Source organism: Streptomyces sp. NPDC014907, from assembly GCF_055562975.1.
Genome location: NZ_JBVHEG010000010.1, coordinates 212,650 through 237,356, shown reverse-complemented (window position 1 = coordinate 237,356; position 24,707 = coordinate 212,650). Strand labels below are relative to the sequence as shown.

Here is a 24,707-nt window from a genome sequence, read left to right as displayed (position 1 = left end):
CCCTCCGCCGTACCCGCCCCTCCGCCGTACCCGCCCCTCCGCCGTACCCGCCCCTCCGCCGTACCCGCCCCTCCGCCGTACCCGCCCCTCCGCCGCCGGGCCGCCCATGACCGCCGGGCCGCCCGGCAGGAGAACGCGGCGGGAGAAGAGGCGGACGCGGCCGGGCTGTTATGTTGGTGGGTGAACCAGACCGCACATCGAGGAGACACAGACGTGGTGGGTGACGACGACATCTCCGGGTGAGACCCGGATCTGACGGCCACCGGCCGGCGCTCGGGAGCGCTGCCGAGGTGGTCCGTCTCGTCGTACCTCCTTCCCCCCGTCTGCCCCGGGCAGAGGACCAAGCCCTGCCCTCCGTACCTCCGAGGTCGATTCCATGTCCGACGCCGCCGTCATCTGCGCGAACCTCTCCTTCGCCTGGCCCGACGACACCCCGGTCCTCCACGACCTGTCCTTCTCCCTCCCCTCCGGACGCACGGGCCTGGTCGCGCCCAACGGCTCCGGCAAGAGCACCCTGCTGAAGCTGATCGCCGGCGAACTGAAGCCGACCGCCGGATCGGTGACGGTCCACGGGACGCTCGGCCACCTCCCCCAGACCCTGCCCCTGGACGGCGGCCTCACGGTCGCCGAGGTGCTCGGCGTCGCCGACGTGATCCGCGCCCTGGACGCGGTCGAGTCCGGAGACGTCGACGAACGGCACTTCACCACCATCGGCGACGACTGGGACATCGAGGAGCGCACCCGCGCCCAGCTCGACCGCCTGGGTCTCGGCGGCCTCGCCCTCGACCGCCGTCTGGGCACCCTCAGCGGCGGTCAGGTCGTCTCCCTCGGCCTCGCCGCCCAGCTGCTCGGGCGGCCCGACGTCCTCCTCCTCGACGAACCCACCAACAACCTGGACGCCGAAGCCCGGCACCAGCTGTACGACGTGCTGGAGGACTTCACCGGCTGTCTGCTCCTGGTCAGCCACGACCGCGCGCTGCTCGACCGCATGGAACGCGTCGCCGAACTCGGCGGCGACGAACTGCGCCTCTACGGGGGCAACTTCGCCGCGTACGAGGAGGCCGTCCGCGCCGAGCGGGAGGCCGCCGAGAGGAACGTCCGCAACGCCGCGCAGGAGCTGAAGCGGGAGAAGCGGGAGATGCAGCAGGCCCGGGAACGCGCCGAGCGCCGGGCGAGCAACGCCGCCAGGAACCTGAAGAGCGCCGGCCTGCCCAAGATCTTCGCCGGCACCATGAAGCGGGGCGCGCAGGAGGCCGCGGGCAGGTCCGGCACGATGCACGCCTCCCGGGTCGACGAGGCCAGGGCCCGCCTCGACGAGGCCGGGCGCGCCCTGCGCGAGGAACAGCGCCTCGTCCTGGAGCTGCCCGACACCCGGGTGCCCGCGGGGCGCACCCTGTTCCACGGCGAGGGCATGCGGGTGCGCCTCGGGGACAGGGACGTCTTCGCGGCGGACGGCGCCGACCTGACCGTCCGGGGCCCCGAACGCATCGCGCTGACCGGGCCCAACGGCGCGGGCAAGACGACCCTGATGCGTCTGGTCGCCGGCGACCTGGCCCCGGACGCCGGGGAGGTCCGGCGCAACGACGGCCGGATCGCCTACCTCTCGCAGCGCCTGGACCTGCTCGACGGGGACCGGACGGTGGCCGAGAACTTCGCCCTGTTCGCGCCCGAGCGGCCCGAGGCGGAGCGGATGAACCTGCTCGCCCGCTTCCTCTTCCGGGGCGCCCGCGCCCATCTGCCGGTCGGCGTGCTCTCCGGCGGCGAACGGCTGCGCGCCACCCTGGCCTGCGTGCTGTGCGCCGAGCCCGCCCCGCACCTGCTGCTGCTCGACGAGCCGACCAACAACCTCGACCTGGTCGGCGTGGGCCAGCTGGAGAGCGCCCTCGACTCCTACCAGGGCGCCTTCATGGTGGTCAGCCACGACGAGCGGTTCCTCACCGAGATCGGGGTGAACCGGCGGCTGCGGCTGGCGGACGGCGTGCTCGCGGAGACGGGGGCCCCGGCGGTGTGAGCCGGCGGCGTGCGACGTGGCCCGCGTCCGAGGCCGTGTGCCCGGCGGGCCGACCACCGATCACGCAGGACGGTCTCCCATGCCCCGATCCACCCTCCTCGCCCACGACGTCGTCCGCGTCCTGGACGGGCGGCGCGTCCTCGACGGCGTCTCCCTGACGGCCTCTCCCGGCCACCGCATCGGCCTCATCGGGGAGAACGGCGCCGGCAAGTCCACCCTGCTGCGGGTGCTCGCCGGCGTGGACGAACCCGACGGGGGCGGCGTCACCCGCCCCGACGACCTCGGCCTCCTCCACCAGGAGTTGCCGTTCGACGCCTCCGCGACCCTCGCCGCGGTCCTGGACGAGGCGCTCCGCGAGGCCCGCGAGGACCTCGCGGAGCTGGACCGGCTCGGCGGGGAACTGGCGCGCCTCCCCGAGGACGACCCCGGCCACCCGGGCCTCCTCGACGCCTACGGGAAGCGGCTGGAGCAGGCCCGGGACCGCGCATCCTGGGACGCCGACCGCCGCGCCGCCCTGGTCCTGGACGGTCTCGGCCTCGGCGCGCTCGGCCACGACCGCCCGGTCGGCTCGCTCTCCGGCGGACAGCGCGGCCGGCTGGCCCTGGCCGCGCTGCTCCTGGACGAGCCGACCAACCACCTCGACGACGACGCGGCCGCCTTCCTGGAGGAACAGGTCCGCTCCCTGCCCGGGGCCGTCGTGATCGCCACCCACGACCGGGCGTTCCTCGACGCGGTCTGCACGGACCTGATCGACCTCGACCCGGCGGTCGGCGGACCGGTCCGCCACGGCGGCGGCTACAGCTCCTACCTGGCCCGGAAACGCGCCGAGCGGGAACGCTGGGAGCGGCGTCACGCCGAGGAACAGGAGGAGTGGGAGGAACTGTCCCGGTCCGCCGGGACGGTCGCCCACCGGGTCGCCCCGGACCGGGGCCGCACCGACAACGAGAAGATGGGCTACGGCCACCGGGCGGGCCGGGTGCAGAGCCAGATCTCCCGCCGCGTGCGCAACGCGACCCGGCGGCTCGGGGAGCTGGAACGCACACGGGTGCCCGAACCGCCGAAGCCGCTGCGGTTCGCCGCCGAGCCCACGGCACCGGCGGAGGAGGGCCCGGAGCCGCTGGTGGTCCTGCGGGACGTGCGGGTCCCGGGCCGGCTCGTCCTGGACGGCCTGGAGGTGGCGGCGGCCGACCGGCTCCTCGTCACGGGCGGCAACGGGACCGGGAAGTCGACCCTGCTCGCCGTGCTCGCCGGACGGCTCCCGGCCGGCGGCGAGGTGCGCGCGCGGCCGGGGCTGACGGTGGGACTGCTCACCCAGGACACCGTGTTCGAACGGCCCGGACGCACGGTCCGCGACACCTACGAACGGGCGCTCGGACCGGAGCGGGCGGAGCGGGCGCCGCTGCTCTCGCTCGGCCTGGTGCACGAGGCGGACCTGGACAGGCCGGTCGGCCGGCTGTCCGTGGGACAGCGCCGCCGTCTGGCGCTGGCGCTGCTGGTGGCCCGCCCGCCCCAGCTGCTGCTGCTCGACGAGCCCACGAACCACCTCTCGCCGCGCCTGTGCGACGAGCTGGAGGAGGCGCTCGGCACCGGGCCGGGCGCGGTGGTGGTCGCCAGTCACGACCGCTGGCTGCGCCGGCGGTGGCGGGGCCGGACGCTCCGGCTGCCGTCCGGCGACGGCCGGCGGGAAGGGGCGGCCCCGGACCGTCCCTGACGCGGGCCGCGCCCGGTGCGGCCCGCGTCAGGGACCGCACCGGGCGCGCCCGGACGCCCGCTCAGTGGACGGAGAAGCCGCCGTCCACGAAGAGGGAGTGGCCCGTGACGTACGCGGAGGCCGCGCTCGCCAGGAAGACGGCGGCGCCCGCGAAGTCGCCGGGCAGCCCGTTGCGGCCGGTCAGCGTGCGCGCGGCGAGCGCGGCGACCCGCTCCGGGTCGGAGGAGAGACGCCGGTTGAGCGGGGTCATCACGAAGCCCGGGACCAGGGTGTTGACCGTGACCCCGTGCGGGGACCACGCCTCCGCCTGCGAACGGGCCAGCGACTCCAGGGCGCCCTTCGACACCCCGTACGCCCCGCTCTGCACGAACGCGCGGTGCGCCTGCTGGGAGGTCACGTGGACGATCCGCCCGAAGCCGCGCTCGGCCATCCCGGGCCCGAACCGCTGGCCAAGGAGGAACGGCGCCTCCAGGTTCACCGTCATCGTCGCGTCCCAGACCTCCTCGCCCAGTTCGCCCAGCGGCGGGCGGAGGTTGATCCCCGCCGAGTTCACCAGGATGTCCGGCTCCCCGAACACGGCCGCCGCCTCCTCGGCCCCGGCCCTGATCCCCTCCCGGGTGCTCAGGTCCGCGCTCACCCGGGCCGCCCGGCAGCCGTCGGCCGTCAGCTCGTCCACGGTCGCGACGAGCTCGGCCTCCTTCCGGGCGAGCACCACCACCTTCGCCCCGGCGCGCGCCAGCGCTCCCGCGACGGCCCGGCCGATACCGGAACTGCCTCCCGTGACGAGGGCGGTGCGCCCGTCGAGGGAGAAGAGGCCGGAGAGGTAGTCGGCCGGGGTCGTGCTCATGGTGGTGCTCCTCGCGCGTCGTACGGTGCTCAGGCCAGCCGGGTCAGGAACGCGGACCAGGCGGCGGGGGAGAGGGCGAGCTGCGGACCGGTGACGTTCTTGGAGTCGCGGACGTGGACGGTGGAGGGGCAGGAGGCGACCTCTACGCAGTTGTCGCCACTTCCGCTGCTGTAGCTGGACTTGTGCCAGGAGAGGGCGACCTCGACGCAGTCGTCGCCGCTGCCGCTGCTGTAGCTGCTCTTGAACCAGGCCAGTTCTGTGGTGCTCATAGTGCTCCTCGGATCTCCCGCAGCAGGCTCACGGACTCCTCGAAGGACAGAGCCTGTGTCCGCATCCTGGCATACCGCTGCTGGAGGGTGCTGACCACTTTGGGGTCCGAGATCATGTGGCCGGTCTCCTGGCCTTCGGAGTAGGCGTGCCACACATTCTCTGGAGTCTCCAGGAGACACAAGGGGCCGCCGAGACCTGCGTGATATCCGCGCGACTGCGGCATGACCTGGATGTCGATGTTGCGCCGTTCGCAGAGTGCGAGGATGTGGTTGATCTGCCCGCGCATGGCCTCCGGAGCGCAGATCTGACGGCGCAGCGCGTGCTCCTCGATGATGAAGCTGAAGATCGTGTGCGGGCGCTCCGTGAGGATCTTCGTGCGTTCCATGCGGGCCGACAGGTGGGATTCGATCTGGTCGTCGCCCATCGCCGGGATCTGCTCCTCGAAGAGCGTCCGGGCGTACGCGGGCGTCTGGAGCAGGCCGGGGACGAACCGGCTCTCGAAGGTGTACAGCGTTACTGCGAGGGCTTCCAGTTCCGCCCACTTCTCGAACCAGCGCGCCAGCCCCGCCTTGCGCGTCAGGTGCTTGGCCGCCGCCCGGACGACCCCGAACGCGTCCAGCACCTCCTCCGAGCGGTCCACGAACGTCTTCGACGGCAGGCGCCGCCCCTGTTCGATCGAGGCGGCCATCGGCACCGAGTACCCCACCATCGGCGCGAACTGCTCCTGCGTGAGGCCCGCCCGTTTGCGCAGAACCTTGAGAACTTCCCCGAAGGCCTTCAGGCTCTCCGACGCCTCCGGTTCACTCCCCCTCGGAGCCCTGATTACGCCATCCGTCGCGTCATCCGGAAACCCACCCGTCACCCGGCCACCTCCCGCACCCGTGCACTCGTACTGAACGCACCTATGCTCACGTCTAGTGACCAATACAGTCCAGAGGGTGAACCCGTACGCTGTCGCAGCGTACGGGTTTCTGAGCTGGCAACCCTCCCCGCGCGACGCCACATTGGCCCCATGACCTCCCCCGTGACCCGCGAACTGCCCGTCACCGTACGTGTGTTCGCGCAGCGTTTCAGTTCGACCCCGCGCGGCGCCCGCCTCGCCCGCCGCCTCGCCGTGCTCCAGCTCGACCGCTGGGGCGTCCCGTACGGCTCCGGGACGTCCGAGACCGCCGCGCTGCTCGTCGCCGAACTCGCCGCCAACGCCGTGACGCACGGCCGGGTGCCGGGGCGCGACTGCGAGCTGGTGCTCGCGTACACCCCCGGCCGGCTGCTCCGGATCGACGTCTCCGACACCCGGGGCGAACGGCGGCCCGCCCTCGCCGTCCCGGAGGGCCCGGACGGGGAGGGCGGGCGCGGCCTGCTCCTGGTGGAGGCGCTGGCGTCGCGCTGGGCGGTGCTCGACCGCGTACCGGTCGGGAAGACCGTACGGGCCGAACTGGACCTCGGGCCCCTCCGTGCCGGGGAGCGGGACCTCCTTGCCGACGCCGGGCAGCCGGACCGTGACCGGAGTGCCGGAACCGGCCCGTGAAACCGCCGGGCCGCGCCCCCTAGCGTGATCACCGGGCAGGACACCACCGGAGGGGGCGGAGCGGATGACGGCCGTGTCGAACGGGACCGGAGGGACCCCGGGACCGCGCGCGGGGTTCTGGTTCGCGCTGGTCCTCGCCCTGCTCCTGGGGGCGCTGTCGGGGCTCGTGATGTTCCCGGCGGCCCAGCACCTCCGCTCCCTCGACGACGGCCGGACGGCCAGGGCGACGATGCGGACGAACGGCCCGTGCATGGCGGGCGGCTGCGTGGTCCGGTTCGAGGCCGAGGGGCGGAGCGTGGTGGCGGAGCTGCCGGTGGGGAGCAGCGGCAAGGTCCGGGTCGGCGACGGCGTGGACGTCCGGTACCGGGCGGGCGACCCCCTGACGGTCGCCCGCGCGCGGGACACCGGGGGCGGCGGGGCGATGGTGCTCGCCGCGTTGTCGGGTGCCGCGGCCCTGTTCTTCGTGTTCGTCGCCGCCTGGTCGGCGTTCCTGCCGCGGAGGCGGTCCGCGGAGGGGCGTCCGGGCCACGGGGTCACCGTGGCCCGGACGTCACCGCCCGCGCCGGTGCGCGGGCGTTCCCCGGTTACCCGCCGGACGTGCGGCCCGGCGCCGGGGCGTACCCCGCCGGGCGGGTCGTGAAGGTGCCCCGGCCCCGGGTGCGGCCGCGCAGGCGGGACGCGTAACCGAACAGTTCGGCCAGCGGCACCGTCGCCTCCACCACCGCCGTACCGCCCCGGGCCGCCTGGTCCGTCACCCGGCCCCGGCGGGCCGCGAGGTCACCGAGGACGGCGCCGACGGACTCGGCGGGGACGGTGACCGTCACGTCGGCCACCGGCTCCAGGAGCGTCATCGCGCTCGCCCGCAGCGCCTCGCGGAGCGCGAAGCGGCCCGCCGTGCGGAACGCCATCTCCGAGGAGTCCTTCGGATGCGTGGCGCCGTCCGTGAGCGTGACCCGGACCCCCGTCACCGGATGGCCGCCGAGGGGACCCTCCACGAGGGCGTCCCGGCAGCCGGCCTCGACCGCGCGGACGTACTCCTGCGGCACGCGACCACCCGTGACGGTGGAGCGGAACGCGAACTCCTCCTCCCCCTGCAGGGGTTCGAGGTCGATGACGACGTGGGCGAACTGGCCCGCGCCGCCGTCCTGTTTGACGTGGCGGTACAGCAGTCCGGTGACGCCCTTCGCCACGGTCTCCCGGTACGCCACCTGCGGGCGTCCGGCCGCGACCTCCAGGCCCCGGTCGCGGCGCAGCTTCTCCACCGCGACCTCCAGGTGCAGTTCGCCCAGGCCCGACAGGACGGTCTGGCCCGTCTCCGGGTCGGACCGCACCACGAGCGACGGGTCCTCCTCCACCAGGCGGGCGAGGGCCGTCGCCAGGCGCCCGGTGTCCGTGCTCCGGCGGGCCTCCACCGCCACCGAGACCACCGGGGCGGCGCTCACCGGCGGTTCGAGGACGACCGGCGCGGCCGGGTCGCACAGCGTCGCCCCGGCGCGGACGGACTTCGGGCCGACGAGGGCCACGATGTCCCCGGCGCGCGCCGACTCCACCTCCGTCACCCGGTCCGCCCGCACGCGCAGGACGCGGCCGATCCGCTCGGTGCGCCCGCCGGTCGCGTCGAGCACGGCGTCCCCCTTCCCGATCGTGCCCGCGTAGACGCGGACGTACGTCATGCGGCCGGTGGACGTGGAACTCACCTTGAAGGCGAGCGCGGTGAACGGCGCCGCCGGGTCCGCCGGGACCCCGCCGCGCACGGGCGGCACGTCCGACGGGGCCGGGAGGTAGGCGACCACGGCGTCGAGCAGGGGTTCGACGCCCCGGTCGCGGTAGGCCGAACCGCACAGCACGACCACGGCCTCCCCGCCGAGGGTGAGGTCGCGGAGCGCGCCCCGCAGCGTCTCCCCGGAGAGTTCCCCGCGGGCGCAGAACTCCTCCAGGGCGCCCGGGTGCAGCTCCGCCACCGCCTCCTCCAGGCGCCGTCTGCGGCGCAGGGCCTCCTCCCGCAGGCCGTCGGGGACGGCCCGGTCGGCGTACCCGTCGGCGCCGCCGGCCCACACGTACGCCCGCATCCGGACCAGGTCCACGACACCGGTGAAGCCGTCCTCGCGCCCGACCGGCAGCTGGACGGGGAGCGGGACGGCGCCGAGGCGCGTACGGATCGACTCCACGGCGGCGTCGAGGTCCGCGCCCGCCCGGTCCATCTTGTTGACGAACGCCAGGCGCGGAACGCCGTGCCGGTCCGCCTGCCGCCACACCGTCTCGCTCTGCGGCTCCACGCCCGCGACGGCGTCGAAGACCGCCACCGCGCCGTCGAGGACGCGCAGCGAGCGCTCGACCTCGTCGGAGAAGTCGACGTGGCCGGGCGTGTCGATGAGGTGGAGCCGGTGGCCGGCCCAGTCGCAGCTCACGGCCGCCGCGAAGATCGTGATGCCCCGGTCCCGCTCCTGCGGGTCGAAGTCGGTGACGGTGGTGCCGTCGTGGACCTCGCCCCGCTTGTGGACGGCGCCGGTCAGGTACAGGACCCGCTCGGTGAGGGTGGTCTTTCCCGCGTCGACGTGGGCCAGGATGCCGAGGTTGCGGACGGCGGTGATCTCGGGAGTGCGCACGGTCTCGTGTCTTTCGCTGCTGCGGTGGTGGAACGGGCAGCGCGATTCCCGGACGACGGGCCCGCCGACGGCGCGTCAGGGGGCGTACGGGGTCGTCACGGGCGGCGATGGCGGGCGCGCAGCCGCCACCGCTCGGCCGGAGAGGCGAGGATCACGTCGTACCGGGCACGGGAGGAAGAGACGACGACGGCGACGGCGGCGTGGCTGCGCACGGTCTTCTCCCCTCGGACGGACGGACGGACGGACGGACGGACGGCGGTCGGCGCCACCTGGCGGTGCGCCGGGACGTGAGTGTAGGGAGCCGGGCGCGGGACGCGACAACGGTTTTCCGCTCCCGGAGACGTGACCGCCTCGCGCGACGGGCAGAGCAACGAACAAGCCACTCAAGCGAGTTGGCTATTTCTTTACTGCCTCGTCCGCGCTCCCCGGCGCTTAATGGTGCTCCCGCGGTGTGCGGGCGGGAGACACGAGAACACGGGGGAAGAATGGTTTCCACAGGAGTCGAGGCGGAGCCGCCGACCGAACCGACACCACCTGGGCCGACACCGCCCGAATCGACACCGCCCGAATCGGCGTCGCCCGAATCGGCGTCGCCCGAGTCGGCACCGTCCGAACAGGCGCCGTCCGAGTCGGCGCCCCGGACGCCCCCGCCTCCGCCGCCGCCGCCGACTTCCCGGCCGGCGCCCATGATGCTGCCTCCGGTGCCGACCAGGGAGGGGAACCTGGTCCTCAGGGTCAGCCGCCGGATCCTGTGGGTGGGCTCGGCGGCCATTCCGCTGTCCAGCATCACCCGGGTCGAGCCCTACAAGATCAAACCCAACCGGGCCTCGGCCTTCTTCCACTTCCTGGGGTGGGGCGCCGCCGCCTTCGTGGTGAACGGCCTGATCGGGGGGAGGGTCGGGGCGGCCAACGGATCTCTGCTCGGCTTCCTCCTGATCGTGCCGGTCTTCTTCCTCCTCAAGGCGCTGTTCGAGCGGGCGAAGCCGGCGCTGGCCGTGGAGTCGGCCGGCGGGTCCACGGCGATCGTGACCCTGCCGGGCATGGACGACCTGCGGGAGATCGCCGGGCGGATCGTGTACGCGATCGAGCACCCGGAGGCCGAGTTCACCGCGGTCGTGCAGCAGTTCAACCACACGAACAACTACGGCCCGGTGGTCCACATGAACGGGGGCCGCAACAACAGGGGGATCAGCCTGTGAGCGACACGACGAACAACTACGGCAACGTGGTCCACATGAACGGCGGGCACCACAACAGGGGGATCGTCTACGGCGGCGACGGTGACGGGGACGCGGCGCTCCGCGCCGCCGTCGCCGACCTCGTCCGGCTCCTGGGGGAACTGCGCCCGCACCTCACCCCGGACCAGGAGCGGGCGGTCGAAAGGGCCCTCCCCGAACCGACCGCCGACCGGGCCGCCCTGCGCGAGCGCGCCCTCGTCCTGGTCTCCGCCGCGACCCAGATCGCCGCCGCCGTGGGCACGCTGGGCCAGCCCGTCGTGGAAGCGGTGAGCCGGCTCCTCCAGCTGCTGGGATAGGGCCCCCGTCCGCCCCGGACCCACCGGCCCCGGACCCACCGGGCGCGGCCGGGGCCGGACGGGGCCTACGCGGTCGCGTCCGCCGGCTGGAGCAGGTCCCACCGGTTGCCGTACAGGTCCTCGAAGACGGCGACCGAACCGTACGGCTCGTGGCGGGGCTCCTCCAGGAACTTCACGCCGGCCGCCGTCATCCGGGCGTGGTCGCGGGCGAAGTCCTCGGTGTGGAGGAAGAAGCCGACCCGGCCGCCGGTCTGGTTGCCGATCGCGGCCTCCTCGGCCTCGTTCTTGGCGCGGGCGAGGAGCAGCCCCGCGTTCCCGAGGCCGCCGACCCCGGCCGCGCCCCGGGGACGGACGACCACCCAGCGGGTGCCGTCGCCCCGGTCGGTGTCCTCGACGAGGTCGAACCCGAGGGCGTCGGTGTAGAAGGCGATGGCCTCGTCGTAGTCACGGACGACGAGGGTGACGAGTGCGATGGACGGCATGGACCAAACGTAATACGCATCAATCTACCCGCGTCAACCGGCACACCCGCCGGAAGAATGTCCGACATGCACACGCAACAATTCGAGGACCTCGTCGCCCGCGCGCGGTCCCTGGCGGAGCCCGGCCCCGGAGCGGACCGGCGCCGCGTCCTGGGCATCGCGGGACCGCCCGGCGCCGGGAAGTCCACGCTCGCGGCCCGGCTCGTCGCCCGCCTCGACGGGCTCGCCGCCCTCGTCCCCATGGACGGCTTCCACCTGGCGCGGGCCGAGCTGGAACGCCTCGGCCGGGCGGACCGGAAGGGCGCCCCCGACACCTTCGACGCCGCCGGGTACGCCGCGCTCCTCACCCGGCTGCGGGCCCCCGAACCGGGCACCACGGTCTACGCCCCCGCCTTCGACCGCTCCCTGGAGGAACCGGTCGCCGGATCGGTCCCCGTCGGCCCCGCCGTCCCGCTCGTCGTCACCGAGGGCAACTACCTCCTGCACGACGAGGGCGCCTGGACCCGGGTCCGGCCCCTCCTCGACGAGGTCTGGTACCTCGACCTGGACGACCGGCTCCGCGTCCCCCGGCTCGTCGAGCGCCACGTCCGCTTCGGCAAGGACCCGGCCCGCGCCGAGCAGTGGGTCCGCTTCTCCGACGAGGCCAACGCCCGGCTGGTCGCCCGGGGCCGGGACCGCGCGGACCTCGTGGTGCCGATGGACCGGGGCGCGTGAGGCCGCGCCCGCCGGACGGGCACGGACGTCCCTCAGGGGGAGGCGTCCGCCGGGGCCGCTCGCGGCGGACCGCCGTGGGCGGGCCCGCACTCCATCAGCAACCGGCTTCCCCGCGGGCCGACCGGCCGGAAGCCCGCCTTGCTCCACGCCCGGACGGCACGACGGTCGGACGCCTCGGGATCGACGGTCACGCGGTCCCACCCCAGGACGGTGTGGAGGTGCCGGACGAGGGCGCGGGCGGCGTCGGGGCCGTGGCCCCGGCCCCGGACGCGGGGCAGCAGCACCATGTCGATGCCGCCCTCGCGCGGCCCGGCGGGGACGTACTGGGCGTACCCCGCGGGCTCGACGCCCACGAGGACCAGCAGCGACACCACCGCGGGACGCCGTCTTCCGGTGTACTTGGCGGCCACCTCCTCGCGGGTGAGGGGCCGCCCGCCCCAGCCGCGGACGAACTCGGGGTCGGCGAACCACCCGGCGAGCAGCGGCAGGTGCTCCTCCGTGGCGGGAACGAGCGAGGTCGTCCCGCCCGCGATGCCGCCCGCCGGTACGTCCTCCATGGAATGCCGGCCCCTTCGTACGCGCGTCCCGTCCGGTTCATCGTTCCAGCGCGGGGGCGGCCCGTCGAGAAGGCGGCGCGGAGCGGGGAAAACCGCGTTGCGCCGGTTCGGGGCGGGAGAGGATGCTGACGGGCCGGAGGTGACACGGGTGAGGGAAATCACCATGGAACTGACCGTGCGCGATCTGGTGCGCGCCGACCTGGCGTCGTGCGGATGGGCGGGTTCAGCCCACCATCTCGGCGTCGTCGCCCAGCAGTTGGACCGCAGGCGGCACGGCGAGGTCGACTACCTGGCGGTCTGCGCCCGCGCCGGCCTCCCGATCGCCAAGGGCGGCGTCGACTACCGGGCCGAACCCGGCGCGGGCACCCTCTGGCAACTCGCCGTCCACCCCGCGCTGCGGTCCTGCGGCGTGGGCACCGTTCTCGTCGCGGCCGCGGAACAGCGCATCAGGAACCGGGGGCTGCGCCGGGCGGAGCTGGGCGTGGAGGACGACAACCCACGGGCCCGCGCCCTCTACGAGAGGCTGGGGTACCGCGCCTACGACCGCCGGCCGGACGCGTGGGACGAACAGGCCCCGGACGGAACGCTGCGCCGTCACGAAACGATGTGCACCATGATGGCCAAGGACCTGTCGTAGGACGTCGTCGCACCGGAACGCCGCGCCGGAACGCCGCGCCGGAACGCCGGACCGGAACGCCGGACCGGAAAGGGCGCACCGGCGAATGGAGAGGACACCGGGATGCTCACGCGGACGGGCATCGTGGGGAACCCCGAGCGCCTGTCCCGCCGCCTGGGGACCCGCGACGGCCCGGTCGTCGCCCTCCGCCCCCTCGTACACGCCGACGCGGAGCGCCTGGCCGGGTTCCTCGGGGCCCTGTCCCCCGGAACGAGACGGTTCAGCACGTTCGACGGGTACGGCCTCGCGGCCGCCCGGGAGCTGTGTGCCGCGATCGCGCGCTACGGCAAGCTCGGACCGGCGCCGGAGGACGTACCGGTCGGCAGGATCGTCGGCCTCCTCGAATTCGGTCTCGACACGACCCCGGCGGACACCGCGCGCTCCCGGGACGCGGGCATCCGCCTCACCGGGGCGACCGACTGCCGCTTCGGCCTCACCCCGGCCGACGACCACCAGGACCGGGGCGTCGGAACGCTCGTCCTCCCGTTCGCCGCGGAGGTCGCGCGACTGCTCGGCAGGACGGGGACCATCCTGTGGGGCGGTGTCCGTGCCGACAACCTCCGTGCCCTCCGCTCCTGCGAGAAGAACGGCTTCCGGCTCGTGGGCCCCTTCACGGAGGCGGGCGGTTCCTCCTCGCTCGACATGATCCTCGACCTGTCCCCGCCGCCGGAACCGGCGGCCCCCCCGGCCCGGCACCGCCACTCGCGGGAGCGCCGGCCGGCCTCCCCCGATCCGGCCGGCGACGCGCGCCCGTGACCGCCCGGCAGGTCCGTCGCACGCCGCGCACGCCGCCCACGCCCCGAGGCACCGCCGCGCCGTTCGCCGGGAAGGCCCGGGGACGGGATGGGTAGGGTGACGCCATGACGGACGACCACGACTGGGAGCGCCGGGTCGCCGCGCTCTGGGACCGCCTGGACGACCACGACCCCGCCGACTTCCGCGCCCGCATGGACGCGCTCGCCGCCGAGCGCCCCGACGGTGACGCCGCCGCGCTCTTCGAACGGGGCGCCGCCCACGACTCCACCGGACTGCCCGAGGAGGCCGTCGCGCTCTACCGGCGCGCCCTCGACCTCGGCCTCACCGGCCTGCGCCGCCGCCGGGCCGTGATCCAGCTCGCCAGCAGCCTGCGCAACCTCGGCCGGCCCGACCGGAGCGTCGAACTCCTCACCGCCGAACGGGACGTCCCCGCCGACCGGCTCGACGCCGACGAGCGGGCCCTCGGCGGAGCCGTCGACGCCTTCCTCGCCCTCGCGCTCGCCGACACCGGCCGCGAGCGGGAGGCCGCCTCCCTCGCCCTGGGCGCCCTCGCACCCCTGCTGCCCCGCTACAACCGCTCCCTCGCCCACTACGCCCGCGCGCTCCTCACCGCCCCCGACGGCGCCTGACCGCCCGGCGGCCGGGTTCGCCCGGCGGCTCGGGAGCGGGCACCCGCGGTCGCTACCCTGTGCCCAACGGCGACGGAAGGCGGACGGGCGTGGGGTGGCTGCGACGAGGACCCGGGCGGGACGGCGGCGACGCACCGAGGGACGCCGGGTTCCCCTACTTCTCCCGGCGCGAGGCCGCGCTCTTCCGCCGCCGGGTCCGGGAGACCTTCGCCGAACTCGGCCTGGAGGTCACCGTCTACGAGGACCACGTCGTCGACGACCGGGGACGCCGGTTCGGCCTCGTCAACCTCGCGGCCGTCTGTCACCAGGACAGGCGAGGTCCCCGTGCCTGGCCCGCGCTGATCGACCGGCACGTCGGCCTGGTCGTCCGCGCCATGGACGGGCCCTCCGCCCTCGACACCCTGCCGCCCGAACAGATCCGCGCCCAGCTCTATCCCCGGATCGTCAGCGGCGACGGCATCGACGCCGGTTCCTTCGGCTACGCCAGGACCGTCGCCCCCGGCCTCTACGAAGTGCTCGCCCTCGACCTGCCCGAGAGCGTCATGACGCTCACCGACGACGCCCTCGACCGGCTCGGCGACCACGCGCGGCTGCGCGACCGGGCCCTGCGCAACCTGCGCGGCCTGCCCGTCGAGGAGCACGAGACCGTCCGCGACGCCGACGGCATGTGCTTCGAGGTCGTCCTCGGCGACTCCTTCTACACCGCGAGCCGCGTCCTCGACCTCGACGGGGTCGCCCGCCGCGTCACCGGCCTCCCGCTCGGCGAGCACGGCGCCCTGGTCGCGTTCCCCTTCCGGCACCAGCTCGCCTTCCACCCCATCCGGGACACCTCCATCGTCCCGGCCCTGGGGGCGATGGCCTCCTTCGCGGCCACCGGGTACGAGGACACGCCGGGCGCCATCAGCCCGTACGTCTTCTGGTGGCGCGACGGCACCCTCACCCAGCTCAGCGAGCACGACGAGGAGCGCGGCGACCTGCGGATCGTCGTCGGCGACGACTTCCAGGAACTCCTGGAACGCCTCATCGCGCAGGGCCCCGACCGGCACTGAACGCCCGCGGCCGGGGGGCCGAACGCCCGTGGCCAGGGCCGAACGCCCCGGCCGGCACTGAACGCCCGGCCGGGGCCGAACGTCCCGGCCGGGCCCGTGCGTCAGCCGTCCGCGAGGACGACCGCCGACTCGGCGGGCAGGGTCAGGACCCCGTCCGCCCCCGGCGGGTCGACCGGCTCCCAGGACAGCAGGACCCGGTCGCGCCCGTTGGAACCGAGCGGGATCACCGCCGGCTCCTTGCCCAGGTTGACCGCCACCCGCAGGACCCCGCGCCGGAAGACCAGCCAGCGGGCCTCCTCGTCGAAGGCGGTCCGCACGCCCGCCAGGTCCGGGTCCGTCAGGTCGGGCAGGGTGCGGCGGAGCGCGATCAGCTCGCGGTGCCAGGCGAGGAGCCGCCGGTGCGGGTCCCGCTCGCGCTCGGCCCGGTCGAGGACCGAACGGTCCCGGGTGGCCGGGTCCTGCGGGTCGGGGATCTCGTCCTCGGCCCAGCCGTGCTCCGCGAACTCCCGCCGCCGGCCCCGCCGCACGGCCTCCGCCAGCTCCGGATCGGTGTGGTCGGTGAAGTACTGCCAGGGCGTCGCCGCCCCCCACTCCTCGCCCATGAAGAGCATCGGCACCGAGGGGCCGGTCAGGACGAGGGCCGCCGCGCAGGCGAGCAGCCCGGGGGAGAGGGTGGCCGAGAGGCGGTCGCCGACGGCCCGGTTGCCGATCTGGTCGTGCGTCTGCGCGTACCCGAGGAAACGGTGCGCGGGGGTGCGCTCCCGGTCCACCGGACGCCCGTGGCGGCGGCCCCGGAAGCTGGAGTACGTGCCGTCGTGGAAGAAGACGTGGGTGAGCGTCTTGGCGAGCGCCGCCATCGGGGCCCGCGCGAAATCGGCGTAGTACCCCTGGGACTCGCCGGTCAGGGCGGTGTGCAGCGCGTGGTGGAAGTCGTCGTTCCACTGGGCGTGGACGCCGAGCCCGCCGAGCGCGCGCGGGGTCGTCGTACGCGGGTCGCCGAGGTCGGACTCGGCGATCAGGAAGTGCTGGCGGCCCTGCTCCCGCGCCAGCTCGTCCACGGCCGCCGACAGCTCCTCCAGGAAGGTCAGGGCCCGGGTGTCCGCCAGCGCGTGCACCGCGTCCAGGCGCAGCCCGTCGATCCGGTAGTCCCGCAGCCAGGCGAGCGCGCTGCCCAGGAAGTACGCCCGCACCTCGTCCGAGCCGGGCGCGTCCAGGTTCACCGCCGCCCCCCACGGCGTGTGGTGGGTCTCCGTGAAGTACGGCCCGAAGGCGGGGAGGTGGTTGCCGGAGGGGCCCAGGTGGTTGTGCACCACGTCGAGGACCACGCCCATGCCGAGCCCGTGCGCCGCGTCCACGAACCGCTTCAGCGCCGCGGGGCCGCCGTACGGCTCGTGCACCGCCCACGGCGCCACCCCGTCGTACCCCCAGCCCCGCACCCCGGGGAACGGGCACAGCGGCATCAGCTCCACGTGGGTGATGCCGAGGCCCGCCAGTTCGCCCAGCCGCCCGGCCGCCGCGTCGAGCGTCCCCTCCGGGGTGAAGGTGCCGACGTGCAGCTCGTAGAGGACCGCGCTCCGCAGCCGCAGCGCCGGGGACTCGTTCCGCCAGGCGTACGCGGAGTGCTCCACGACCGCGCTGCGGCCGTCCGGACCGTCCGGCAGCCGGCGCGAGCGGGGGTCGGGCAGGACGGGTCCGCCGTCCAGGGAGAAGCCGTACCGGTCGCCGTCCCCGGCGGGCGCCACGCCCGTCCACCAGCCGTCCCGCTCGGCGTCCCTCTCCAGGGGGTGGCCGGTGCCGTTCAGCTCCAGCACCACCCGGTCACGGGCGTTCGGCGCCCACACCTCGAAGAGCACGGGAATCCCCTCGTCGTCGGACCGGCCGTTCGGCGGGTCAACGGATGACTGCCGCGACCATCCTGGCAGTCAGGACCCCGACGCGCCCGGCGCGTCCCACACGGAGGTGGCGGCGCGCTCGAACGCGACGTGTCCCGCGCGGGCGAAGGTCGCGGCCGTCGGTGCGTTCCCCGGGTCCGTGGCCGCCCGGACGCGCGGCACGCCGGCGGCCAGGACCCGGGTCTCCTCCACCAGGACGTCGTCGACGTACCCGTGCCCGCGGTGGGCGGGCAGTACACCGATGTACGCGATCGTGTGGTGGTGGTCGTTCCGGGCGGGGACGACGAAGCCGACCGGCTCGCCGGTCCCCGGCAGCACGGCCACCCGCCACCACGCACGGGGCGAGGAGGACGGGGCGGACGGGGACGCGGTCACGTCGTGGGGCTCCCCGGATCTCGGTGCGGGGGACGGCGGACCGTAGCGGCGGTGCCGGGAAAGCGGTACGGAATGACGGGTCCGGCGGCCCTTCTGGACACTTCGGGTCCGGCGGACGGACAATCGCCGGTGTGACGACCCCTTTCGAGCTTCCGGCGAACTCCCCCCGGCTGACCGACGCCGAGCGGGACCGCGCGCTGGTGCTGCTCCGTGAGGGCGCCGCTCAGGGCCGCCTCTCGCACGACACCTTCGTCTTCCGGATGGAGCGCGCGCTCCGCGCCCGGCGGCCGGACGAACTCGACCTGCTCACCGCCGACCTGAGGACCGAGGGCACCTGGACCCGGCGGGTGGTGGGCGCGGTGGAGCGGATGTCCGCGTTCACGGCCAGGCTGGGGCGCGCCTGGCAGGCGGAGCGGCTGCCGAAGCTGCTGCTGCCCCGCCCCGGCCCGTATCCGCTGCGGATCGGCCGTGACCCGGCCAACGGGCTGCGGCTCAGCCACGAGACGGCCTCGCGGCTGCACGCCGAACTCTCCCTCCAGGGCGGGATGTGGGTCCTGCGCGACCTCGGCTCGACGAACGGCACCACCGTCAACGGTCGGCGGGTCACCGGCGCGGTGGTGGTGCGGCCCGGCGACGTGGTCGGTTTCGGACAGGTGACGTTCCGCCTCTCGCAGGGCTGAGACGGCCCGGAGGACCCTCCGGAACACCGGGAACGTTCACCCGTACGGCGGTACGTGGCGGGCGGTGCGGCCCGGCCGGTGATGGGCTGGACGGACGCGCGCCACGATCTCCGGCCGCGGCACCCACCGCCGACCGACAGGGGACGCGATGACCGACGAACCGGACCGGGACGCACGGGGCGGCCGTCCCGGCGCGGCGGGGGACCCCTGGACCCGGCTGCCCTCCATGAACCCGGCGGCCCCCTCGGCGGCGCGCCCGGGGGAGGGGCGGCCCGGGACGGCGGGCCCCGCGCGGACCGGACGGGGCGCCGCGCCCCTGCCCGGCCGCGTCCGCGCCGTACCCGACCCGATCACGGGCGCGGGCCCCGGCCCCGGCGGGCGGACCGTCGCGCCGAGCCCCCTCGACCCCGGCGCCTCGCGCGACCCGCACCGTGTCCACCGGACGCTGCGCGAGGAGTTCCCGCTCACCTACGACCCGCTGCTGCGCGCCTGGGTCCTCAGCCGGTACGCGGACGTGGCCACGGCCCTCACCGACGGCCGCTTCACCCACGGGCACCGGCCCGGCGACCCGCCCTGCGCCCGCGCCCACGTGGACGTCGACATCGCCGCGCTGAGGGCCGTCACCGAGCGCACCGCCCACCTCCTCGCCCGCAGGATCGCCGGACGGCCGCAGGCCGACCTGGTCGCCGACTTCTGCCACTGGCTGCCCGCCGGTACCGTCGCCGCCGCCGTCGGCGTGCCCTACCGGGACATGATGCGGCTCGTGCGCGGCCGGGCGGCCGGGGCCCTCGCCGGGGAGTGCGGCGGCCAGATCGCCGTACGGGAGAAGGCGCTCGCCTCCTTCCTCGGCAACGTCCTCTCCGACCCCGACCGGGTCGCCGCCCTCCGCGACGCCCCCACCGGGCTCGTGGCCCGGGCCTGGACCGAGTCGCTGCGCCGCGACCCGCCCGTGCAGATCGCGGTGCGCCGCACCGCGGCCGAGGTCCCGGTGAGCGGGGGGACGATCCCGGCGGGCGCGCCCGTCGCGCTGCTCATCGGCTCGGCCGGCCGGGACCCGGAGCGCTTCCGGGAACCCGACCGCTTCGACCCGCTCCGCGACGACCCGGGCCAGCTCACCTACGGCACCGGCTTCTGCCCGGCCGTCCTCCTCGCCGGCATCGAGGCCGAGAACGCCCTGCGCGCCCTCTTCACGGCCATGCCCCGGCTGCGCCTCGCCGACGGCTTCCGCCCCACCCCGACGGGCCTCATCACCCGGGCCCCGCGCACCCTGATCGTCCGCCCCGGGGGATAGCCGCTTCCGGAGAACAGACCCTTCTCCGGAGGAAATCGAGGAGGCGGAACTTTTCGGGCAGCGCACGACGGTCGAAGCGAAGCGACGCGGCAGGTCGGCGCCCCAAGGCGGCGTGCAGAAAGCGGATTCCGCACAGATGGCATACCTCTCCGGGGAATACGTCTCCTTGCGCGGCGGCCGGATCTTGACGATGCCAATGCATCTGCATACGGTCGGACAAATCATCGGTTCGATGGGCCGGGGGGCCGGGATCGGTACCGGGGGGCAAGGGATGGTAGCCGAGCCGTGGACTCCGTGCGTTCCTGACGCACGTCCGACGCCGGACCGCGACGGTTCCCTTGTTCGTCCCTTCTGACGGACTTCACATGAAGACATATCTACGCCGCGCGGGCATCGCGTTGGCGGGGCTCCTCGCCGTCGCGGCAGCGCAGTCGACCGTGGCCGCGCCGCAGGCCGCCGCCGCGGTCTGGCCGGTCGCATCCGGATCGACCGTCGCCGGGCCGCTCACCACCGTGCCCAAATCCCAGGCCCTGCTCGAATACACGGATCTCACCTCTCGCGCGGTCGCGCTCGAGAAAGCCAACTCCGGTGCCCTGAAAGCACTCGACGTCGACAAGGTCCTTGCCACCGCGAAACTGGCGGGACGTCAATCCTGTTTCACCGACCCGGGTGACGAGATCCTCGCGACCTCCGAGGGCTTCTGCTGGAACGCGGAGGACACGGCCACCACGGAGTGGATGCCGCAGGGCATCACCAGCAACACCACTCCCTACGTCCCGGTCGACGGCCGCGAGATCGTCATCGCGTCCTGGTACAAGAAGGAGAACAAGGTGGCGGATCAGGCCTCGCGCCTGACCATCGCGAACGTCACCGACCGCTCCCACATCACCTACAGCCGCGTGATGCTGGTCGAGCCCACCCAGAACGGCACGTTCCAGCGGCTGAAGACCCACGCGGACGCGGCCGTCTGGTACAAGAACCGGCTGTACGTGGGCAACGGCGAAGGCTACTGGGTGTTCGACCTCGACAGGTTCTGGGAGGTCGATCCGTCGAAGACGTACACGGGCCGGGGCGCGGACGGGGTCTTCGGCGCGGAGGGCCACACCTACGTCCTGCCGCTCGTCGGCAAGTACCACGATCCCACCAGGTACGACGGCTCGGAGGATCCGGACAAGGACCACTGCGGGACGTGGCACCGGAAGAACCCCGCCGACCGTCCCTGCCACGTCGGTGCCTCCCTCGACCTGAGCGACGGGAAGCCCGCCCTCGTCAGCGCCGAACTCGTGCCCCGGACGCAGGACAACAACGTCCCCGTGGGGTACGGCGGCACGATCGCCCGCTGGGCCCTCGACCAGGAGACCGGGCTGTTGAAGCACGCCGGAGTGAACGCCGCCGGACTGCCGGTGGCGAAACCCGGCACGGTGCTCAGCTCGCCGATCCTGGGCGCGCAGGGAGTCACCTCCCACAACGGCACCTATCTCATTCCCGCCGCCTGCCCGGAGTACCAACCCGGCGGAGCGGTGATGAACAGCTGCATCTACCGTGCTCTGCCGGGACAACCCGTCCAGTTGTGGAAGCGTGTTTCCAAGCACATCGAGAACATCGCCTACGACGCCGCCCGCGACCACCTGTGGGTCAGTAACGAAAGCACCCAGCGCGTCGTGGAGCGCGTCGGATGGCCGCAGTTCCCCGGACCGCTGCGGCTGATCACGGACGCCGGAGGCGACACCGGGGAGGACGGAAAGCGCGATCTGTTCGCCGTGGACCGCGCGGGCAAACTGTGGCTGTACGACGGCGACGGCAACGGCGGTTACGGCGAACCCAAACTCATCGGAGGCGGCTGGGACGTCATGACCAAGCTGGTCGGCGCCGGCGACCTCAACGCCGACGGCCACCCCGACCTGCTCGCCGTCGACAGCAGCAAACAACTGCGACGCTACGACGGAAACGGGGCCGGTGGCCTCGCCTCGCCGCAGATCCTGGGGGGCGGCTGGGACACCATCCGTCTCCTGACCAACGCCGGGGACGTGACCTCCGACGGGGTTCCGGACCTCTTCGCCGTCCACAACGACGGAACGCTGTACCGGTACACGGGCAACGGGAGCGGTGGGTACGCACCGCGCGTGGCCCTCGGCGGCGGCTGGGGCATCTACAGCCGGATCGTCGGAACGGGAGACCTGAAGGCCGACGGCATCCCGGACCTGCTTGCGGTACACGCCACCAACAGCCACCTCTACCGGTACGACGGCAATGGCACCGGGGGACACGACCTGCCCCAGGACCTCGGTGGCGGATGGTACGTGTTCGACTCGTTCGTCGGGGTCGGTGACCTCAGCGGTGACGGCGAGAACGACCTCCTCGTCCAGGAGACCGCTCCCGGTGACCGGGCGACCGGCATCGGCACGTTCAAGCTCTACCCGGGTGCCGGTACGGGCAGTTTCCTCCCGTCCCGCGACTGGCACTTCTGATCCTGCACCACTGAAACCAAGGGGCCGCCGGCAGGGGCCTACAGGCCCCTGCCGGCGGCCCCTCCCGGACACACGTGCGGTCGGCGACCTTCCGGGGAGCGTTCCGGCGAACTCCACGGAAGACCTGCTCAGTCCGTCCGCACCAGCAGGGCCACCGGCCGCTCCTCGAACAGCTCCGCCAGCTTCAGTTCCGTCGCCGGGCCGCCCGTGAACTCCCGCACCCCGTCCAGGACGTCGGCCCAGTGCCCCTCCGGCAAGACCAGCTCCGTGTCCTGCCAGCCGCCCGCCTCCGCGAGGCGCAGCGGGAGACGGGTCACCGCCGTCACCACCGCGCCCGAACGGGCGAAGGCCAGGCAGTGGGAGGCCGTCGGGCCCCCCGCCGTCAGCGGGGTGTACGTCCCGCCCGGCCCGAACACCTCCGGACGCTCGCGCCGCAGCCGCAGCGCCGCCCGGACCAGGGCCGTCCGGTCGTCGTCCGGGCCGGCCGCGAACGGGGCGCGGTTGTCCGGGTCCACGAGGGCCCGGTACTCCCGCTCCGTGTTCTGGTACAGCTCCGGCACCCCCGGCATCGTCAGCTGCGCGAGCAGGGCGCCGAGCGCGTGCGCCCGGATGTGCGGCTCCAGGGCGAAGGCCGCCTCCGAGGCCCCCCGGAGCGGAATCCGGCCGGGCCCCGCCGCCGCGAACTCGGCCACCGCCCGCTCGTACTCCTCGTCCGGCTCCGTCCAGCCGGTCCGCAGCCCCGCCTCCCGCACCGACTTGAGGATCGCGGGCACGAGCCGGTCCGCGTCCGGCGTGCCGAGACCGAAGGCCGTCTGCCAGGCCGTCCACGCCAGGTGCTGATCGGGCGCGGGCACCCCCGCGACCTCCGCGAGCAGGTCCGCCCACACCTCCGGGCACTGCGAGAGGACCGCGATCGCCGCCCGCACGTCGGCGCTCCGCTTGGTGTCGTGCGTGGACAGGACCGTGCCCGTCGTCGGCCAGTCCCGGGCGATCCGCAGGCAGTACGCGTGGAACTCCTCCACCGTCACCGCCGGGCGCCCCGCGTCGCCGCCCACCTCGTTCGCCGAGAGCAGCGGCGTGTACCGGTAGAAGGCCCTGTCCTCCACGGCCTTGGCCCGCAGCGCCGAGGAGGTCTGCGCGAACCGGGCGCGGAAGGCCCGGTGGTCCGGCCCGTCCCCCCGCGCGCCGAGCGCCAGCTCCCGCACGAGGTCGACCGCCGCCGCCTCCTCCGGCACCGCGAACGCGGCCTTCGCGCCGCGTGCCGCCTCCGGGGTCAGGACCTCCTCGCCGCCGGTCCGGTAGGTCCGGTAGACCGGGACGCGGACGAGCAGCTCCCGGATCGCGGTGCGCAGAGCCCAGGGCGCGTGGTCCCGCAGGGCCGGGTCGGCGGCGCAGATCCGCTCCGCGATCCGGGTCAGCGCGGCCGTCTCGGCGGCCAGGTCGTGACCGACCACTTCGTACGCCGCGCGCCGTTCGGTCTCCTCCCAGCGGCCGCCCCGGTCCCCGGCCTTGCCGACGAACTCCCGGTACAGCTCCGTGAGCGCGCCGGCGCCCACCGGGTCGGTGAACACCCCGTCGAGCCGCCGCAGCGCGTCGTACCCGGTGGTGCCCGCGACGGGCCAGGCGGCCGGCAGCGTCTCGTCGCCGGTGAGGACCTTCTCCACCACCGTCCAGCACCGGCCGCCGGTCGCCTCCGCCAGGTCCTCCAGATAGCCCTGCGGGTCCGCGAGCCCGTCGGGGTGGTCGATGCGCAGCCCCTCGACCACCCCGTCCCGGACCAGCTCCACGATCTTCGCGTGGGTCGCCGCGAACACCTCGGGGTCCTCGACGCGCACCCCGATGAGGTCCGACACGGTGAAGAAGCGGCGGTAGTTCAGCTCGGTGCGGGCCAGGCGCCACCAGCCCAGCCGGTACCACTGGGCGTCGAGCAGCTCGTCCAGCGGCAGCCCCTCCGTGCCCGGGCGCAGCGGGAACTCCTGCCCGTCCAGGCGCAGCGTCCCGCCGGAGACCCGGAACCGGTCCCGGACCTCCGGGAGCCGGGCGGGCAGGACCGGGAGCAGCAGCCGTCCGTCCCCCGCCTCCCAGTCCACGTCGAACCAGCGGGCGTACGGGGAACCGGGGCCGTCGCGGAGCACGGCGCGCAGCGCGTGGTTGTGGACGGGGGAGGCCGCCATGTGGTTGGGCACCAGGTCCACGACCAGGCCGAGCCCGTGCGCCCGCGCGGTCGCGGCCAGGGACCGCAGCCCCTCCTCGCCGCCCAGTTCGGCCCGCACGGACCGGTGGTCGGTGACGTCGTAGCCGTGCGTCGAGCCGGGCACCGCCTCCAGGACGGGGGAGAGGTGCAGGTGGGAGACCCCGAGACCGGCCAGGTGCGGCACGGCGCGCTCGGCGGCCGCGAACGGGAAGTCCGGCTGGAGCTGGAGCCGGTAGGTGGCGGTGGGGGGAGCGGTCCGAGGGGAGGGGGCCGGAAGGGAGGTCATGCGAACGTACGTACCCCGCCGGAGGGCTTCTGTTTCATCACCTCCGCGTCCGATCGCGCCCGCCGCCCCCAATCCACCCGGAAGGGTGATGCCGAGGGGGCAGGCCGGCGGGGACGGCCCCGTCGGGACGGGCCGGCGGGGGCCGCGGGAC

22 protein-coding genes and 1 pseudogene are annotated in these 24,707 nt (G+C 74.4%); 14 read left to right on the top strand and 9 right to left on the bottom strand.

Translation table 11 applies throughout. The features are described from left to right. Nucleotides 1-376 precede the first annotated feature (376 nt). Together ACZ3IL_RS24175 and ACZ3IL_RS24170 are read left to right on the top strand one after the other, a co-directional pair. Nucleotides 377-2,011, top strand: coding sequence for an ABC-F family ATP-binding cassette domain-containing protein (locus ACZ3IL_RS24175; protein ID WP_467393292.1), 1,635 nt, complete (start codon nt 377-379; stop codon nt 2,009-2,011). Between the two features lie 79 nt (nt 2,012-2,090). Next, nucleotides 2,091-3,722: an ABC-F family ATP-binding cassette domain-containing protein gene (locus ACZ3IL_RS24170; protein WP_467393290.1), complete on the top strand. Its 1,632-nt coding sequence runs from the start codon at nt 2,091-2,093 to the stop codon at nt 3,720-3,722. Nucleotides 3,723-3,783: 61 nt separating this feature from the next. On the opposite strand, the gene ACZ3IL_RS24165 is transcribed toward ACZ3IL_RS24170, so the two are convergent. From ACZ3IL_RS24165 to ACZ3IL_RS24155, 3 genes are read right to left on the bottom strand one after another with little or no spacing between them, the layout of a single operon-like run. Next, nucleotides 3,784-4,569 (bottom strand): SDR family NAD(P)-dependent oxidoreductase, encoded by a 786-nt coding sequence (locus tag ACZ3IL_RS24165; RefSeq protein WP_467393288.1) that lies wholly within the window; start codon nt 4,567-4,569, stop codon nt 3,784-3,786. Nucleotides 4,570-4,598: 29 nt separating this feature from the next. Next, nucleotides 4,599-4,838: a DUF397 domain-containing protein gene (locus tag ACZ3IL_RS24160; RefSeq protein WP_467393286.1), complete on the bottom strand. Its 240-nt coding sequence runs from the start codon at nt 4,836-4,838 to the stop codon at nt 4,599-4,601. Continuing rightward, nucleotides 4,835-5,701 (bottom strand): helix-turn-helix domain-containing protein, encoded by an 867-nt coding sequence (locus ACZ3IL_RS24155; protein ID WP_467393284.1) that lies wholly within the window; start codon nt 5,699-5,701, stop codon nt 4,835-4,837. The genes ACZ3IL_RS24160 and ACZ3IL_RS24155 overlap by 4 nt, the downstream gene beginning before the upstream one ends. Before the next feature lie 150 nt (nt 5,702-5,851). Between ACZ3IL_RS24155 and ACZ3IL_RS24150 the strand changes: the two genes are divergently transcribed. Both ACZ3IL_RS24150 and ACZ3IL_RS24145 read left to right on the top strand, forming a co-directional pair. Beyond that, on the top strand, nt 5,852-6,367 hold the full coding sequence (locus ACZ3IL_RS24150) for an ATP-binding protein (protein WP_467393282.1): 516 nt from the start codon (nt 5,852-5,854) through the stop codon (nt 6,365-6,367). 73 nt (nt 6,368-6,440) lie between these two features. Further along, on the top strand, nt 6,441-7,007 hold the full coding sequence (locus ACZ3IL_RS24145; RefSeq protein WP_467393280.1) for a hypothetical protein: 567 nt from the start codon (nt 6,441-6,443) through the stop codon (nt 7,005-7,007). Here the strand turns inward: ACZ3IL_RS24145 and fusA are convergent. After that, on the bottom strand, nt 6,952-8,973 hold the full coding sequence (fusA, locus tag ACZ3IL_RS24140; protein WP_467393278.1) for an elongation factor G: 2,022 nt from the start codon (nt 8,971-8,973) through the stop codon (nt 6,952-6,954). The two genes, ACZ3IL_RS24145 and fusA, sit on opposite strands and share 56 nt — an antisense overlap. Before the next feature lie 701 nt (nt 8,974-9,674). Between fusA and ACZ3IL_RS24135 the strand changes: the two genes are divergently transcribed. Then, nucleotides 9,675-10,172: a DUF6232 family protein gene (locus tag ACZ3IL_RS24135; RefSeq protein WP_467393276.1), complete on the top strand. Its 498-nt coding sequence runs from the start codon at nt 9,675-9,677 to the stop codon at nt 10,170-10,172. After that, nucleotides 10,169-10,507, top strand: a complete 339-nt coding sequence (locus tag ACZ3IL_RS24130; RefSeq protein WP_467393274.1) for a hypothetical protein — start codon at nt 10,169-10,171, stop codon at nt 10,505-10,507. The genes ACZ3IL_RS24135 and ACZ3IL_RS24130 overlap by 4 nt, the downstream gene beginning before the upstream one ends. Nucleotides 10,508-10,572: 65 nt before the next feature. On the opposite strand, the gene ACZ3IL_RS24125 is transcribed toward ACZ3IL_RS24130, so the two are convergent. Next, nucleotides 10,573-10,989, bottom strand: coding sequence for a VOC family protein (locus ACZ3IL_RS24125; RefSeq protein ID WP_467393272.1), 417 nt, complete (start codon nt 10,987-10,989; stop codon nt 10,573-10,575). A gap of 66 nt (nt 10,990-11,055) precedes the next feature. Here ACZ3IL_RS24125 and ACZ3IL_RS24120 point away from each other — a divergent pair, with 66 nt between their 5' ends. Then, complete coding sequence (locus ACZ3IL_RS24120; protein ID WP_467393270.1) at nt 11,056-11,703, top strand: nucleoside/nucleotide kinase family protein; 648 nt, start codon at nt 11,056-11,058, stop codon at nt 11,701-11,703. A 32-nt stretch (nt 11,704-11,735) separates the two neighbouring features. On the opposite strand, the gene ACZ3IL_RS24115 is transcribed toward ACZ3IL_RS24120, so the two are convergent. Then, nucleotides 11,736-12,260 (bottom strand): GNAT family N-acetyltransferase, encoded by a 525-nt coding sequence (locus ACZ3IL_RS24115; RefSeq protein ID WP_467393268.1) that lies wholly within the window; start codon nt 12,258-12,260, stop codon nt 11,736-11,738. 163 nt (nt 12,261-12,423) lie between these two features. On the opposite strand from ACZ3IL_RS24115, the gene ACZ3IL_RS24110 reads away from it, so the two are divergent. The 4 genes from ACZ3IL_RS24110 (at nt 12,424) to ACZ3IL_RS24095 (ending at nt 15,370) form a co-directional block, all read left to right on the top strand. Continuing rightward, nucleotides 12,424-12,897 (top strand): GNAT family N-acetyltransferase, encoded by a 474-nt coding sequence (locus tag ACZ3IL_RS24110; protein ID WP_467393266.1) that lies wholly within the window; start codon nt 12,424-12,426, stop codon nt 12,895-12,897. 102 nt (nt 12,898-12,999) lie between these two features. Next, nucleotides 13,000-13,692: a GNAT family N-acetyltransferase gene (locus ACZ3IL_RS24105; protein ID WP_467393264.1), complete on the top strand. Its 693-nt coding sequence runs from the start codon at nt 13,000-13,002 to the stop codon at nt 13,690-13,692. Nucleotides 13,693-13,796: 104 nt separating this feature from the next. Beyond that, nucleotides 13,797-14,321, top strand: coding sequence for a tetratricopeptide repeat protein (locus tag ACZ3IL_RS24100; RefSeq protein ID WP_467393262.1), 525 nt, complete (start codon nt 13,797-13,799; stop codon nt 14,319-14,321). An 89-nt stretch (nt 14,322-14,410) separates the two neighbouring features. Next, nucleotides 14,411-15,370, top strand: coding sequence for a DUF1444 domain-containing protein (locus ACZ3IL_RS24095; protein WP_467393260.1), 960 nt, complete (start codon nt 14,411-14,413; stop codon nt 15,368-15,370). A 101-nt stretch (nt 15,371-15,471) separates the two neighbouring features. Here the strand turns inward: ACZ3IL_RS24095 and treZ are convergent, their stop codons facing one another. Then, entirely contained in the window at nt 15,472-17,223 is a 1,752-nt protein-coding gene (treZ, locus tag ACZ3IL_RS24090; RefSeq protein WP_467393258.1) for a malto-oligosyltrehalose trehalohydrolase, read from the bottom strand. Nucleotides 17,224-17,292: 69 nt separating this feature from the next. Next, nucleotides 17,293-17,610: pseudogene (locus ACZ3IL_RS24085) on the bottom strand (GNAT family N-acetyltransferase); the annotation flags it as partial. Between the two features lie 158 nt (nt 17,611-17,768). Here ACZ3IL_RS24085 and ACZ3IL_RS24080 point away from each other — a divergent pair. The 3 genes from ACZ3IL_RS24080 (at nt 17,769) to ACZ3IL_RS24070 (ending at nt 22,076) form a co-directional block, all read left to right on the top strand. Then, nucleotides 17,769-18,317 (top strand): FHA domain-containing protein, encoded by a 549-nt coding sequence (locus ACZ3IL_RS24080; RefSeq protein ID WP_467393256.1) that lies wholly within the window; start codon nt 17,769-17,771, stop codon nt 18,315-18,317. A gap of 148 nt (nt 18,318-18,465) precedes the next feature. Next, complete coding sequence (locus ACZ3IL_RS24075) at nt 18,466-19,608, top strand: cytochrome P450 (RefSeq protein WP_467393254.1); 1,143 nt, start codon at nt 18,466-18,468, stop codon at nt 19,606-19,608. 365 nt (nt 19,609-19,973) lie between these two features. Beyond that, complete coding sequence (locus ACZ3IL_RS24070) at nt 19,974-22,076, top strand: FG-GAP repeat domain-containing protein (RefSeq protein ID WP_467393252.1); 2,103 nt, start codon at nt 19,974-19,976, stop codon at nt 22,074-22,076. 128 nt (nt 22,077-22,204) lie between these two features. Here ACZ3IL_RS24070 and treY read toward each other — a convergent pair whose 3' ends face one another. After that, a complete protein-coding gene (gene treY / locus ACZ3IL_RS24065) occupies nt 22,205-24,556 on the bottom strand; it encodes a malto-oligosyltrehalose synthase (RefSeq protein ID WP_467393250.1) in 2,352 nt (783 codons plus the stop codon). Nucleotides 24,557-24,707 lie beyond the last annotated feature (151 nt).

Bases quoted from the DNA above. Each gene is read 5' to 3' on its own strand.
- ACZ3IL_RS24100 (WP_467393262.1), top strand. From the start codon at position 13,797: ATGACGGACGACCACGACTGGGAGCGCCGGGTCGCCGCGCTCTGGGAC.
- ACZ3IL_RS24175 (WP_467393292.1), top strand. From the start codon at position 377: ATGTCCGACGCCGCCGTCATCTGCGCGAACCTCTCCTTCGCCTGGCCC.
- ACZ3IL_RS24115 (WP_467393268.1), bottom strand. From the start codon at position 12,260: ATGGAGGACGTACCGGCGGGCGGCATCGCGGGCGGGACGACCTCGCTC.
- ACZ3IL_RS24160 (WP_467393286.1), bottom strand. From the start codon at position 4,838: ATGAGCACCACAGAACTGGCCTGGTTCAAGAGCAGCTACAGCAGCGGC.
- ACZ3IL_RS24070 (WP_467393252.1), top strand. From the start codon at position 19,974: ATGAAGACATATCTACGCCGCGCGGGCATCGCGTTGGCGGGGCTCCTC.
- ACZ3IL_RS24150 (WP_467393282.1), top strand. From the start codon at position 5,852: ATGACCTCCCCCGTGACCCGCGAACTGCCCGTCACCGTACGTGTGTTC.
- ACZ3IL_RS24120 (WP_467393270.1), top strand. From the start codon at position 11,056: ATGCACACGCAACAATTCGAGGACCTCGTCGCCCGCGCGCGGTCCCTG.
- treY (WP_467393250.1), bottom strand. From the start codon at position 24,556: ATGACCTCCCTTCCGGCCCCCTCCCCTCGGACCGCTCCCCCCACCGCC.
- ACZ3IL_RS24170 (WP_467393290.1), top strand. From the start codon at position 2,091: ATGCCCCGATCCACCCTCCTCGCCCACGACGTCGTCCGCGTCCTGGAC.
- ACZ3IL_RS24110 (WP_467393266.1), top strand. From the start codon at position 12,424: ATGGAACTGACCGTGCGCGATCTGGTGCGCGCCGACCTGGCGTCGTGC.
- ACZ3IL_RS24105 (WP_467393264.1), top strand. From the start codon at position 13,000: ATGCTCACGCGGACGGGCATCGTGGGGAACCCCGAGCGCCTGTCCCGC.
- ACZ3IL_RS24125 (WP_467393272.1), bottom strand. From the start codon at position 10,989: ATGCCGTCCATCGCACTCGTCACCCTCGTCGTCCGTGACTACGACGAG.
- ACZ3IL_RS24075 (WP_467393254.1), top strand. From the start codon at position 18,466: ATGACCGACGAACCGGACCGGGACGCACGGGGCGGCCGTCCCGGCGCG.
- ACZ3IL_RS24165 (WP_467393288.1), bottom strand. From the start codon at position 4,569: ATGAGCACGACCCCGGCCGACTACCTCTCCGGCCTCTTCTCCCTCGAC.